The 12572-nt window shown below is 70.8% G+C and carries 13 protein-coding genes; 11 read left to right on the top strand and 2 right to left on the bottom strand.

Translation table 11 applies throughout. The features are described 5' to 3' along the window. The 3 genes from GTY84_RS28400 to GTY84_RS28390 all read left to right on the top strand — a co-directional run. Positions 1 to 288 (top strand): transposase (locus GTY84_RS28400; RefSeq protein WP_161229263.1); only part of this gene is annotated, 288 nt, incomplete at its 5' end. Positions 289 to 575: 287 nt separating this feature from the next. Further along, a complete protein-coding gene (locus tag GTY84_RS34245) occupies positions 576 to 1544 on the top strand; it encodes a hypothetical protein (protein ID WP_237532731.1) in 969 nt (322 codons plus the stop codon). Between the two features lie 669 nt (positions 1545 to 2213). Next, positions 2214 to 2483 (top strand): hypothetical protein, encoded by a 270-nt coding sequence (locus GTY84_RS28390; RefSeq protein ID WP_161229262.1) that lies wholly within the window; start codon positions 2214 to 2216, stop codon positions 2481 to 2483. A 323-nt stretch (positions 2484 to 2806) separates the two neighbouring features. On the opposite strand, the gene GTY84_RS28385 is transcribed toward GTY84_RS28390, so the two are convergent. Then, positions 2807 to 3205: a hypothetical protein gene (locus GTY84_RS28385; protein WP_161229261.1), complete on the bottom strand. Its 399-nt coding sequence runs from the start codon at positions 3203 to 3205 to the stop codon at positions 2807 to 2809. 300 nt (positions 3206 to 3505) lie between these two features. Between GTY84_RS28385 and GTY84_RS28380 the strand changes: the two genes are divergently transcribed. Both GTY84_RS28380 and GTY84_RS33190 read left to right on the top strand, forming a co-directional pair. Then, entirely contained in the window at positions 3506 to 3766 is a 261-nt protein-coding gene (locus GTY84_RS28380) for a hypothetical protein (RefSeq protein WP_161229260.1), read from the top strand. A 302-nt stretch (positions 3767 to 4068) separates the two neighbouring features. Next, positions 4069 to 4272: a hypothetical protein gene (locus GTY84_RS33190; RefSeq protein ID WP_202551926.1), complete on the top strand. Its 204-nt coding sequence runs from the start codon at positions 4069 to 4071 to the stop codon at positions 4270 to 4272. 143 nt (positions 4273 to 4415) lie between these two features. Here the strand turns inward: GTY84_RS33190 and GTY84_RS28375 are convergent, their stop codons facing one another. Then, the gene (locus GTY84_RS28375) at positions 4416 to 5225 is read right to left on the bottom strand and encodes a hypothetical protein (protein ID WP_161229259.1); all 810 of its coding nucleotides are present in this window, start codon (positions 5223 to 5225) and stop codon (positions 4416 to 4418) included. A gap of 561 nt (positions 5226 to 5786) precedes the next feature. Between GTY84_RS28375 and GTY84_RS28370 the strand changes: the two genes are divergently transcribed. From GTY84_RS28370 to GTY84_RS28345, 6 genes are all read left to right on the top strand, one after another. Further along, entirely contained in the window at positions 5787 to 6320 is a 534-nt protein-coding gene (locus GTY84_RS28370) for an HAD domain-containing protein (protein WP_161229267.1), read from the top strand. A 248-nt stretch (positions 6321 to 6568) separates the two neighbouring features. Further along, entirely contained in the window at positions 6569 to 7558 is a 990-nt protein-coding gene (locus GTY84_RS28365) for a DUF4232 domain-containing protein (RefSeq protein WP_161229258.1), read from the top strand. Between the two features lie 569 nt (positions 7559 to 8127). Continuing rightward, complete coding sequence (locus GTY84_RS28360; protein WP_161229257.1) at positions 8128 to 8451, top strand: hypothetical protein; 324 nt, start codon at positions 8128 to 8130, stop codon at positions 8449 to 8451. A gap of 562 nt (positions 8452 to 9013) precedes the next feature. Further along, on the top strand, positions 9014 to 9571 hold the full coding sequence (locus GTY84_RS28355) for a SigE family RNA polymerase sigma factor (RefSeq protein WP_161229256.1): 558 nt from the start codon (positions 9014 to 9016) through the stop codon (positions 9569 to 9571). Between the two features lie 127 nt (positions 9572 to 9698). After that, positions 9699 to 11375, top strand: a complete 1677-nt coding sequence (locus GTY84_RS28350; RefSeq protein WP_161229255.1) for a long-chain fatty acid--CoA ligase — start codon at positions 9699 to 9701, stop codon at positions 11373 to 11375. 335 nt (positions 11376 to 11710) lie between these two features. Then, positions 11711 to 12025: a hypothetical protein gene (locus GTY84_RS28345; protein ID WP_161229254.1), complete on the top strand. Its 315-nt coding sequence runs from the start codon at positions 11711 to 11713 to the stop codon at positions 12023 to 12025. Positions 12026 to 12572 lie beyond the last annotated feature (547 nt).

The following is a 12572-nucleotide window of genomic DNA, read 5'->3' as shown; positions in this document are numbered from 1 at the left end:
CGGCCCCGGCGCCGTCCCGACGTGGTGCTGGGCGACCGCGGCTACGACCACGACAAGTACCGCCGCCTCGTCCGCGCCCTCGGCGTGAAACCGCAGATCGCCCGACGCGGCACCGAGCACGGCTCGGGCCTGGGCATCCAACGGTGGGTCGTCGAGCGGGCCTTCGCCCACCTCCACTGGTTCCGCCGCCTGCGGATCCGCTGGGAGATACGCGACGACATCCACGAAGCCTTCCTCATCCTCGGATGCGCACTCATCTGCTGGCGACGCCTGAAGTCATTGCGTTAGGAGTTCTTAGACACTCACCCGCCGACGTTGCTCGGGGGGTTCGCTGCTGCCGACGGCACAGGCGCTTAGAAGATGCGGGCACGCCGTGGTGGCCCGGTGTCGCTAGTCCATGGCGCTTCCGCGACGGGCTGCCGGGTGTTGCTGCCGTCCGCCGTCGTTGCCGTCAGCGGCAGAGCCTGGGAAGCACCCGTGTCAGGCGGGCAAAGGGTCACATGATGCCGCGGGCAGTGTCAGTGGGGGCTGGCACCCTGTTCGCGCCCGGCATTGCCAAAATTCAGGAGTGATCGTTGCCCAAGAAGAAGATCGAAAGGAAGAGCACCCCTAGGCGGCCAGCAAAGGTCAAGCCTCTAGCGCTATATCACGATATGGCCGTATATGAGAATTTTGAGCGCTGCGCCCCTCGAATCTTCGCAGTCATTCATAAAGCACAGGAAGTGAAACCTGATGCCCCGCGAATCCTCTATTTTGACGTACAGGGGCACCGGAATAGTCAAAACGGGTACGACCGGGACTCCTGGGAGATGGTCCGGCATTTCCTCCCGGAGATCGCACTTCCCTACCTGACGGAGTTACACACTCCGATGTACATCGCAAAAAATCCCCGGCGGCAGGACAATAAAGTGCCTGCAGATATGCAGATCGGGTATCCGGAAGGTGAGGAAAATTCTTTCTGGTATGACATTGAATCGCTCCCGTTGCGCACAAGGGAGGTCGAAGGGAGCACGAGAAAGACGTACCCGACTAAGCAGGCCATCATGGAGTACCTCGGCATCGCCCAGGAGTGCTTGATCTGCTGGGGCTCCCCAGTTGAACGAGCCCACGTCGTCCCTGCCTCCTTGGGTGGATCTATGGATGTCCGCAACTTTGCCCATCTCTGTGCGGATCACCATAAACAGGCGCCGGATATAGCGGATGCAGAAGCGTTCTGGGCCTGGATTGACTATGCGGAACTGCGAGATTCCGGAAGTAAGTGGTTGCGGGCATCAGAGAAGGTGAAGCTATGGGTGAAAGCCAGTGGTGGGAGAACTGAGCCCATCGACCGTGGCGAGATGGAATTTCTCGCTGCCGTGCAATTTGAGCTGCGCCACTTGTATGGCTGGACGGACGAAGATTTCTCGGCGGTATCGTGGGAGTTCATGGAGGAATATCACCGGGTGCTGGACGTGGCCACCGGGCGCCATTTTGCCGTCGAGAAGAAGGTAGCCACCCATGCCTGGGCTTACCACGTGGCCCGACTGCGGGTGGCTGCTCGCTAGCTGCAGCGGTCAGCACAGTTTCGTCTGCACCGCCGATCCCATAGGTGGGCTTTACAGCACTCGAACGTGCGTGCCGGCCTCGTTGCCCAGCTTCGTCGCTCGCCTCAGAACAGCCATAACTGATCACCGACGGCCGTGACCTGTGGCCGCCTTACCGATCAACGCCGTGACCTGCTGCTGAGCTGTCGGTAGCTGTCGACGTTGGTCAACGTTGAGCGCCCTTCCACGGCCCGAGGGCGGCCCGGGAGGGCGCTTGTGCGTGGGGGTCTGACGTCCCTTTTCGCGCCGCTTCACAGTGCCGTCGTGGGTAGTCAATCATTCGTTGACAAGCTAGGGATCTTGGACGGAGACCTTCGAGGACCTCACCTGTGACGTTGCGAGCCGTGAGGTCTTATAGGTCCGGATAACATTTTCCTGTTCTGCGGCCCTTTCCTTTACAAGTGCCACTATTGCTTAGGCGGTAGCAGTATTCCGGAAGTAAAGGGGTGGAACTGCTGATGCGAACCTTCCGATACGGGAAAATGATGACCCTCGCGCGCGTTCTCAATTTGAGGACGTTCGTTCAAATTGGGCTACTCATTGCTTGTTTGCAATTCGTCAGTCCAGAGCAGATGACGGCTGTTTCGGGGATGCTCCTGTTGATCCAACAAGCCCACGTCCACGGAGGGGGTGCGTCTAGTTCTCGCCCTCAGGATCCTGCGCGACTTCCTCCGGAAGATCTGCATCAAACGCAATCCAGCGGAACGCCAGATTCAGGTTCATGATGTGGTTCTCGTGCCTGTCCTGGGCGTCTACGACGTACCCAAAACGCGCCTGGCGGCGGCGATTCATATGGTTCTGTTCGGCATCTCCCTTGCCTCCGGCGAGGCGGATGAAGCGCTGTTCTGCGGATTGCCATGCTTCGCATGGCCATGGCATCGGCTATCTCGCGAAACGTGATCCCTCGACGTCGAGCCTCTCGGAGCAGTCGCTCCTCTGAAGCCTCCAGTAGTACCTGCATTTCAGCCACCAGGGTCAGAGCGTCTAACACGTCCTGATCTGTCCTGCGCGTTCCGCGAGACGAGTGCGACATGATGGAGATTAATGCGGCGACGTCGATCATAAAATGCCGCGCTTCTTGAAATTTCTTTTCATGTCGTTTGGATAGTCGAATGCAGGCGCGTACTGCTTGATGAGGTAGCCAGGTATACCGATCCATTCTGTTCTGATCGCGAGGACCCATACGGCAACTCTAGATCTGTCGGGTGAGACGGGAGTCTCGTTCAGTGAAGGTCGGCGGAGCGGCTTTGGGCTGGCGCTGCTTTGGGGCGAGTGATCTTGGCCCCGTAAGCTGATGGCGAGTCGGGCGGTCTAGTAATCGCGTCGAGCGCTGCGCGCAGCCGGTCCAATCTTGCGACTTCGGTCACCTTGTACGTGTGCTCCGCGGTCCAGGCGAGCGCGGCGGCGATATCGGGCGGCGGTACCTCGATCTGGTGCCGCAGCCGCAGGGCGCCCTCCGTATCCCGTGCCGCGCGGAACGCCCATCCGTAGAGGGCTTTCCGCAACACGGCGGGTTTCGGGGCGCCACGCGAACTGGATACGAAGACCGGTGTGACGGTGGTCAGGGTCTCGGCGATGCTCGCGCGGTGCTTGGCCGCCGCCTTCGGCCACTTCGTCAGCACATATGCGGTGGCGTGCTCGTACCAGGTGGACGTGGTCAGCGCTTCGAGTTCGGAGGGGCCCGTATGCGGGTGCCGGCCGGTGGGGGGTGGCGATGGGAAGCAGGGCGGATTGTGGGCAAGGTCGGCGGGCAGCCTGACCAGACCGCCTGGTCAGGCTGCCCGTCGGCCACCTGCACGGGCTATGGCTCGGGGCTGGATGCCTGACCAAGGTCCGCCCATACCAGCCCACGGGCTGGCTGGCATCATCCTCGGACGACCGCTGGTCACGGCGGTGCTCAAGGGAGGGGATCGGCTGTGGTTGTGGGCATCGCGCTGTTCATATTGGGACTGGCGGGCGTGGCATGGGGGGTGATGTTTCTCTTCAACGTGCGTGGTGCGGCCGACGAGTTCGCCGCGCGACGCAACGCCGTCAGGGCTGTGGCCGCAGCGCAGACGATGAATCTGAGGCTTACAGAGCCGTCGCGACTTGGTGCTTGGTTCTTTCGGCTCATGGGCGGCATCGTGTTTCTCTGCTCGCCCGGGCTCGCCCTCGCTGGACTCGTCATCGCCGCGCGCAACTGACACGTTGATACGCGAGTTTGACTGACGTTGTGCCAGCCCCTGCAAGGAGGGGCGCCGTGGACATGACCGCCGTGGCTGCGAAGCAGGGTTCCATGGGCCGGAGATCGCGGACCGCTGCCGCGACCGGTGGCCGTCGCGTCCGCCGGCTTCCCGTTCTTCGGGCGCGGGAGGGCAGGAAGGCGGCGCAACTGCCGGTGCCGGAAAGATGGTTGACGCGGGTCGTATGGTGGTGGGGAATCGCATCGTCGCCGTCGTCGGCCTGGGTTCGGGCGGCCGAACGGGGGAAGAAGGGTGCGTGCCCGATGTCGGTCGGGCTCATCTCCACGATTGCCGCCGTGTTCTACGGGGGCACGGTCTCGGTCATCGCGCTGACGGCGACGTTCGCCCGGCGCCGTTCACTGCGGGACGAGGCGCGCAGCACACTGGCCGTTCTGGTGCCGGGCGGGTCGTCCGGGCCGTCGGGGCAGGAGGACGGCCCGGGGGTGATCGGGCCCAACGACGGTTGAGGACGATGCCGTTGGGGCCCGTTCCGGCGCCTTCCCGGTAACGCCCGCGGCGACAGCGACGGCAGCCGCCGCGGTGCCGGGGGTGGCAATGTTCCGGCACCCGCGGCCGCAGCCGTCGTTCACCGGTCCGGCACCGGCTCCGTCTACGTCCCGGGTTTCCACGCGCCGTCGAAGAGGGCCAGTTCGAGGAGGTCCGGTTCCGGGGGCCAGCCCGGCACCGTGGCGGTGAGGTGGGCGGTGGTGGTGTGCATCCACCGGAGGTAGATGTCGTAGCGGTGGGATGTCCAGCCGGCGTCGCGCCAAATGCGGGCGGCGATCGGCTCGGCCCAGGTGTATCCGGCCTCCTCGCCCGTGTCGATGGCGTGGGCGCGGAGGACCCGGGCCAGTTGGCTGTCGAGGATCAGCGGGGCGAGGCCCGCCGTCTCCGGCCGTGCCTTCGCGGCGAAGTAGAGGAACTTGGTGAGGAAGGCCGGGCCCAAGCCCTTCAGGACCAGCAGGGTGGTGTAGGCGGAGGAGGGGCCGACGGTGTTCAGACGGTGGACCGCTTCCGCGAGGATCCGCTCGGCGTCGACCGGGATGGCCTCGGGGGCGAGGATCGCGGCCGTGCGGTGCGGGCCGTAGCCCGTGCGGCCGTGGCCCCAGACCTGGCTCGCCGTGAAGGCTCCGGTCCACCCGCCCGGCCGGGTGTGCCGGAACACCTCCACCACTTGCTCCCGGCTCACCCGCGCCGACGTGGTGGTCGACCGGTCGGCCAACGCGTCGGGCCAGGGGGTGACGGACGTCCAGCGGTGCGGGGAGTACGTGACGGAGTGGGGGCCGGTTCCGTTCCGGTACGGTCGGCCGCGCTGCGGGGCGTCCAGCCAACTCCCCAGCTGGGCGGCCGCGGTGGGTGGCAGTGGGCGTTCGAGCATCGCCTCGTCGAGCATGTCGGCCAAGCGCTGGTCGAATCCCATGTGTGCCGCCCCCGTCGTGTCCCTCGTCCGCGTTTCCCGCGTCGGCGGTCATCGTGGCACGGGCGCGGCGGATACCTTGCCGGAATGGGCGACGAGGCGGCCGGGGCGGGTGGTTCGACCGGCATGGGCGGTCACGCCGGGGCGGACGGGCCCGGCGGAGCGGCGGGGGGCCCGGACGGGACGCAGCGTCCTGGCGGTACGGGGGGTCCGGGCACCGCCGGCGGTCCCGGTGGTACGGAGGCTCCGGGCACGCAGGGCGGTCCCGGTGGCACGGAGGGTGCGTGTCGGGTGGGCGGTCCGACGGTGTGGGCGGTCCCGGCGGGGTGGACGGCGTGGGTGGTTCGGGCGGGGCGGGCGGTCCGGCCGGGAAGGTCGCAGAGCTGTCGGACGGAGACGCCGGGTCGCCCCGTGGCACCCCGGACTCGCCCCGTGGCATCCCGGACTCGCCCCGTGGAAAACGTCGGTTCGTCCGATGACGCCGCCCATGCGGTCGGCCGCCCGGCCGGTGCGGGCTGCGGCGCCGCCGTCGAGGCGCCCGGCGCCCGTCGTGCGCCCGGTCCCGTGCCGCCTCCGCTGCTGTTCCTCGACGTCGACGGCCCCCTCCTGCCGTTCGGGAGCCCGGCGCCGATGGGGACGGCCGCCGCCGAGAATCCGCTGCTGGAGCGGCTGGATCCCCGGGCGGGCGCTCGGCTGCTCGCTCTCGGCTGCGTTCTCGTGTGGGCCACGACCTGGGGGGACGAGGCCAACGAGGTCATCGCTCCGCTTCTCGGTCTGCCTCCGCTGCCCGTCATGACCTGGGGCGAGGAGGACGGGAGGGGCGCCCGGGGCGTGCCGCGGGGGCTGCACTGGAAGGTGCCGCACCTCGTCGCGCGGGCCGGGGGACGGGCGTTCGTCTGGGTCGACGACGAGATCGGCGCGGTGGACCGGCTCTGGGTCGCGGCGGAGCACCCGGGAGCGGCGCTGCTGCACCGTGTCGAACCCCATGTCGGCCTTACCGGGAGGGACTTCGACGTGATCCGCCGGTGGGTCCGGGAGGTCGGGGGCTGCCCCGGGCCCGTTCCGGGTGGGGACGAGTCCGGGGGCGGGGGCCGGTGACCGTGCCGTCCGCCCCTCCGGCACCCGGGCGGATGGTCCCCGGCCCTCGCGTGCGCGCCGCGCGGACGAGGGCATCCGTCACGGTGGGCGCCGACCGCCCCCGGCCCTCGCGTGCGCGCCGTGCCGGACCGGTGGCCGGTGACCCCGGGGCTGTCCCGGGACCGGGACGGGCTCCTTGTGACAGGGCTGTGACCGGGAAAGTGGCCCCCGTCACAGGTGGGGGCGGGACCGGCTGGTGGGGTGGGCCGATGCGTACTTCGTCCAGGCTGCTCGCCGGGTCCGGTGTCCTCGTCGTCTCCCTGCTGCTCACCGCCTGCGGCACCCGGACCACGGGGGCGGAAGCGGGGCCGTCGTCGTCCGCCGGTCGGTGCGGGGAGGTCCGGGGCGACGCCGGGGACCTCGCGCGGGACGGTGTGCGGATCACCGGCGCGGTGGAGCGGGAGGGCGCGGCCGGCGGTCCCGGGGAGGCGGGCGGGTCGGCCGGCATCCCGGAGGGGCTCGTGCGGGCCGAGCGGCTGCCCGCCGCGGGCGGTCAGCGGTGCTCCGTGCGGTACTCCGTGACCAACGACGCGGCCGAGCCGTACACCTACACCGTCGTCTTCTCCCTGCTGGACGAGCAGGGGCGGGCTCTGTCGAACGTCACGGAGACGGTGCCCGGGGTGGGCGCCGGGCGGACCGTGCGGCGCACCCTGGACACCGGCGGCGGGCTCGGGGAGCCGACGCGTACGCGCATCCTGGACGTGAAGAAGGTGCCCTCCGCCGAGGCGCCCGCCGCTTCGGGGGACTGCCCGGCCTCCGGGCTGCGGCTCACCGCCGACGACGGGGACGCCGCCATGGGCCTGCGGGTGGTCGGGCTGCATCTGGAGAACTGCGGCAGCCGCCCGTACTCCCTGTACGGGTACCCGGTGGTGGGGCTGCTCGACGACGCGCTCCGCCCGGTCGGCGGCGTCGAGATCCTGCGCGGCACCGGTGACATCCCCATGGCGGGCGACTCCGAGCCGCCCTGGCCGCTGACCCTGCCGCCGGGCGGGGCCGCCGCGGCGACGCTCGCCTGGCGCAACACCACCGAGGCCGGGGAACCGGTGACCGTGCCGTACGTACGGGTACGGCCCAAGGAGGGCGCCGACCCCGTGATCGTCGCCCCGAACCTGGACCTCGGCACGACGGGCCGGCTCGGTGTGAGCGCCTGGCGCGAGGCCGCCACGGCCGGGAACTCCGACCGGCCTCGCGGCTCGTAGCCCCTGGCCGGGCGCGGGCCCGGGGCCGTGTCCGTGCCGTGCCGTGCCTGTGCCCACCTCTGGGCCGTGCCCGCCCCGGACTGCGCTTGCCTCCGCCTTCGGACCGCGCCTGCCCCGGACTGCGCTTGCCTCCGCCCTCGGGCCGCGCCTGCCCCGGGCCGCCCCTGCCTTCGCGTCGCGCCTGCCCCCGGGCCGCGCCCGTGTCCGGTGGGCGGTCGGGGCAGTGCGCGCCGGAGCGGTCCGGGACGGTCCGGGGGCGGTGACGGAACGCTTCACCCCTTGCGGCGCCCGAGGCCGTGCGGTTTCCCTGGCACGTCCGCCCCTGACAGGGGGAAATGCGTGTTGAAAGGGGTTTATCGACAAGTGCTCACGCTTGAGGGCGAATGATGCCGTCCGGGGTGGTTGGTTCGACGGCCGCTGGGCAATTCTGATCACGCGACGTCGTGCACCGCGTCGGGGCGGTCGGCCAACCGTCCCCGCACACCGGCCGGTTCGGCCGGTCCACCCACGTACATGGACGGTTCGCGCGGTCGGCGGTCCGCCGGGGCGCATCTTTCTGGAGGAACCACATGGCAAGCATCCGTACCGCCCGGGTCATCGCCGCGGTCGCCGCGCTGCCGCTCGCGGCCGCCCTCTTCGGCGGTGTCGCCGCGGCGGACGACGGGGCCGCGGCGGGCGGCGGATCGAGCGCGACGGCGACGGAGGCCGAGGCGGGGGTCCTCGGCAGCGGGGTCGCGGGGGACAACAGCGGCAACGCGTCGACCACACAGCAGCAGGCGGTCGGCCCGGGAGCCTCGAACCAGAGCAACACCGCGCAGGTCGACGGCTCCGCCCTCACGTCCGTCAACCAGGGAAACGAGAACGTGTCCGTCGGCTTCCCCCCGCTGTGGTGAGCTGAGGGCCGGGCCGCCGGCCCGGCGGACACGTGCTTCCCGGGGTCGTCACCGGGCGGCCCAGCGGCGGTGCTCCGGTACCGTACCCGGGCCGTCGCCGGGCTGTACCGGGGCCGTACCGGACCCCTGCCCGGGGCGGCGGGTTCGCGCCCCTCCTCCCGGCCGTGCCCAGCTGCCGCGGCCACTCCGCCACCGCCTGCGCCTTCCGGAGCCTCGCCTTCCAGCTCGCCCCGCCCGGCCCGCGCCTCCGGCACCGGCTCTGCCCGGCCCGCGCCTCCGTCATCGGCATCGACCGCGCCTCCGGGACCCGCGCCTCCGGGAGTCTCCAGGACCGCCCCGCCCGGCCCGCGCCTCCGGCGCCCGTACCACACCCTTCGCATCACCCCCACCCGTTCCCGAGGGCCCGGAGCCCTGGGTGTCCGCACCCCGGTCGTCCGGGAGTTCCGCCCCTCTCGTCCACCTACAGGAGGTGGGGGTGACCCCACCCCTACAACCTGAGGCGGACTCCGCTTCGGGACCTGCGGCCGATCCGCTCCCGTACCCCCGCTCTTAGCGTTGAGGCATGACTCCACCCGTCTGCACCAGCGCCCCGAAGGCCGCCCCGGCCGTGACGCAGACCGTCGCCTACCCCTCGTTCTCCTCGTACGTCCGGGCCCGTCAGCCGGTGCTGCTGCGTGCCGCCCGGTCGCTGACCGCGAATCCGAGCGACGCGGAGGACCTGCTGCAGACCGCGCTCACCAAGACCTACGTCGCCTGGGAGCGGATCGAGGACCACCGGGCGCTCGACGGCTATGTGCGCCGGGCCCTGCTGAACACCCGCACCTCGCAGTGGCGCAAGCGCAAGGTCGACGAGTTCGCCTGCGAGGAACTGCCGGAGCCCGAGACCCCGGCCGCCGGGGACGACCCGGCGGAGCGGCAGGCCCTGCGGGACGCGATGTGGCGGGCGGTGATGAAGCTGCCGGCGCGGCAGCGGGCCATGGTGGTGCTGCGGTACTACGAGGATCTCAGCGAGGCCAGGACCGCAGAGGTGCTCGGTGTCTCGGTCGGCACGGTGAAGTCGGCGGTGTCCCGGGCGCTCGGCAAGCTCCGCGAGGACGTCGAGCTGGGATTCATCCGGTAATCATCCATAGAATGGCGATATCGGTGGGGTCGTCGAGGGGCGCCTCCGGAAGATCGTTCCCTTCCCCTAGTGACATACCGCCCGGTATGTGCGCAGAATCAGCGCACCCCTTACCGCCGCGTAGGCAATGTCGCCCCGGGAGGACACCGTGCTGAGCACGATGCAGGACGTACCGCTGCTGATATCGAGAATCCTGACCCACGGGTCCACGGTGCACGGCACCTCCCAGGTGATCACCTGGACCGGCGAGGGGGAACCGCACCGCCGCTCCTTCGCCGAGATCGGCGCCCGCGCCGCGCAACTGGCGCACGCCCTGCGCGACACCCTCGGCATCCGCGGCGACGACCGTGTGGCGACCCTGGCCTGGAACAACGCCGAGCATGTCGAGGCGTACTTCGCCGTCCCCTCGATGGGCGCCGTGCTGCACACGCTCAACCTGCGCCTCCCGCCCGAGCAGCTCGTCTGGATCGTCAACCACGCCGCCGACCGCGTCGTCATCGTCAACGGCTCCCTGCTCCCGCTGCTCGCGCCCCTGCTGCCGCGCCTCGGCACCGTCGAGCACGTCGTCGTCGCGGGACCGGGCGACCGCTCCCTCCTCGACGGCGCCGCCGTCCGGGTGCACGAGTACGAGGAGCTGATCGCGGGCCGCCCGACCAGCTACGACTGGCCCGAGCTGGACGAACGCGCCGCCGCCGCCATGTGCTACACCTCCGGCACCACCGGCGACCCCAAGGGCGTGGTCTACAGCCACCGCTCCGTCTACCTGCACTCCATGCAGATCGTCATGGCCGAGGCGATGGGCCTCACCGACCGGGACACCTCCCTCGTCGTGGTCCCCCAGTTCCACGTCAACGCGTGGGGGCTGCCGCACGCCACCTTCATGTCCGGCGTCAACATGCTGATGCCCGACCGCTTCCTCCAGCCCGCCCCGCTGGCCGAGATGATCGAGAGCGTGCGGCCCACGCACGCCGCCGCGGTCCCCACCATCTGGCAGGGACTGCTCGCCGAACTCACCGCCCGGCCGCGGGACATCTCCTCCCTCAACCGGGTGATCATCGGCGGCTCGGCCTGTCCGCCGTCGCTGATGCAGGCCTTCGACAAGCTGGGCGCCCCGGTCTGCCACGCCTGGGGCATGACCGAGACCTCCCCGCTCGGCACCATCTCCCACGCGCCCGCCCACTCCCTGGGCACCGACGAGGAGTTCGGCTACCGCGTCACCCAGGGCCGCTTCCCGGCCGGTGTCGAGGCCCGTCTCACCGGCCCCGGCGGCGAACGCCTGCCCTGGGACGGCGAGTCCACCGGCGAGCTGGAGGTCCGCGGCAACTGGATCGCCGGGTCCTACTACAACGGTCCCGACGCCCCGCCGCTGCGCCCCGACGACAAGTTCAGCGAGGACGGCTGGCTGAAGACCGGCGACGTCGGCACCATCTCCCCCGACGGCTTCCTCACCCTCACCGACCGCGCCAAGGACGTCATCAAGTCCGGCGGCGAGTGGATCTCCTCCGTGGAGCTGGAGAACGCCCTGATGTCCCACCCGGTCGTCGCCGAGGCCGCGGTCGTCGCCGTCCCCGACGACAGGTGGGGCGAGCGCCCGCTGGCCACCGTGGTCCTCAAGGAGGGCGCCGCGGCCGACTTCGCCTCCCTGAGCGCCTTCCTGGAGGAGCGGTGCGGCATCGCCAAGTGGCAGCTCCCGGAGCGCTGGACGATCATCGAGGGGGTCCCGAAGACCAGCGTCGGCAAGTTCGACAAGAAGGTGCTGCGCAAGCGGTACGCGGACGGGGAGCTGGACGTGACCCGGCTCTGACCCGGCTCCGGCCCGTACCCCCTCCCGCGACCCCTCCCAGGCGCCCGCTCGCCTCCGGCTCCGCCCCGCGCCGGGCGCCCGCTCGCTCCCCGGCCCGGCCCGGCCCCGGCGCCCGCCCCCGGCGCGGACCGGGCCGTGGCGCCCGCTTCGCCCCGGGCCGGCACCCCGCGGCACCCCGCGGCGCCGGCCCGCGCCGGTCTCCGCTCCCGGCGGCCCGGAGGGGCGGCGTCGCCCACCCCGCCCCGGTCGGCGTCCCGCCGCATGGCATCGTGGGGGCCGCCGGGAGCGCGGACAGAGGGGGTGCTCGGGCGGTGGCAGGGGCATTCGGTACGGCCATGGACGTGTTCACCCTGGTCATGGGGGTGGGCTGCGGCGTGCTGGGCGTCTCGGCCCTGTTCCGGCCGCACGCGCTGCCGGAGATGATCCGGGGCCCGATCCGGGTGGTCCGTGCCTGGGGGCTCGGCTATCTGGTGCTGGGGATCTCCCTCACCGCCGAAACGGTGGCCGTGATGGGGGGCGGCGAACCGGGCCGGGCGTCGGACCTGGCCCGCTGGGTGGCCGGACCGCTGATAGTCGGAGCGCTCCTGGCCGCGTTCCTGATCCGGCGACGGGACCGCCGCGGGGCGACCGGCCCTGGGGAGCGGCGGTGAGCCGCACCGTCCTCCCGGCCGGGAGAGGGGCCGCCGTACCCGTCGTCCTCCGCTGAGCGGTCCCGCACGGAGCCTGCCGGGGGTCCGTGGACGGCCCCGGGATGCCCGGCGCGCCGTACCTCATCGCATGCCGCCCGTGCACGACCCGGTGCGGCCGGGAACGAACCGGTACGGCCGGGTCCAGGCCCCCTCCCGCAGGCCCCTCACGTCGCCGCGCGCACACCGTGCACCCCTTCCCCGCGCGACACCCTCGCACGGCTCCACGAGCACTCGTACAGCGCTCTCGTACAGCGCCCTCGTACGGCTCCGCGCATGCGTCCGTACAGCGCCGCGTACGCCCCATACGCTCGGTGCTGGTCCGGGGCCGTTGCGGGCCGGTAGGCGCCGGGGGGTGTGCTCCGCCGGATGGTGTTGCTGTCGCCGATGTCCGCGCACCGCCGGAGCCGTGTGCCCGAGCATCCGCCGACGAGCCACCGCATGTGTACCGCCCGGACCGGAACGGCTCTGAACCGGAACCCACCCGGACCGGCCCCCCCGTGGGACGGAC

This window comes from Streptomyces sp. SID8352, from assembly GCF_009862265.1.
In the GTDB taxonomy this organism is placed as follows: domain Bacteria; phylum Actinomycetota; class Actinomycetes; order Streptomycetales; family Streptomycetaceae; genus Streptomyces.
The sequence above is the reverse complement of the archived record's forward strand: the minus strand, read 5'-3'. Positions and strand labels throughout refer to the sequence as shown.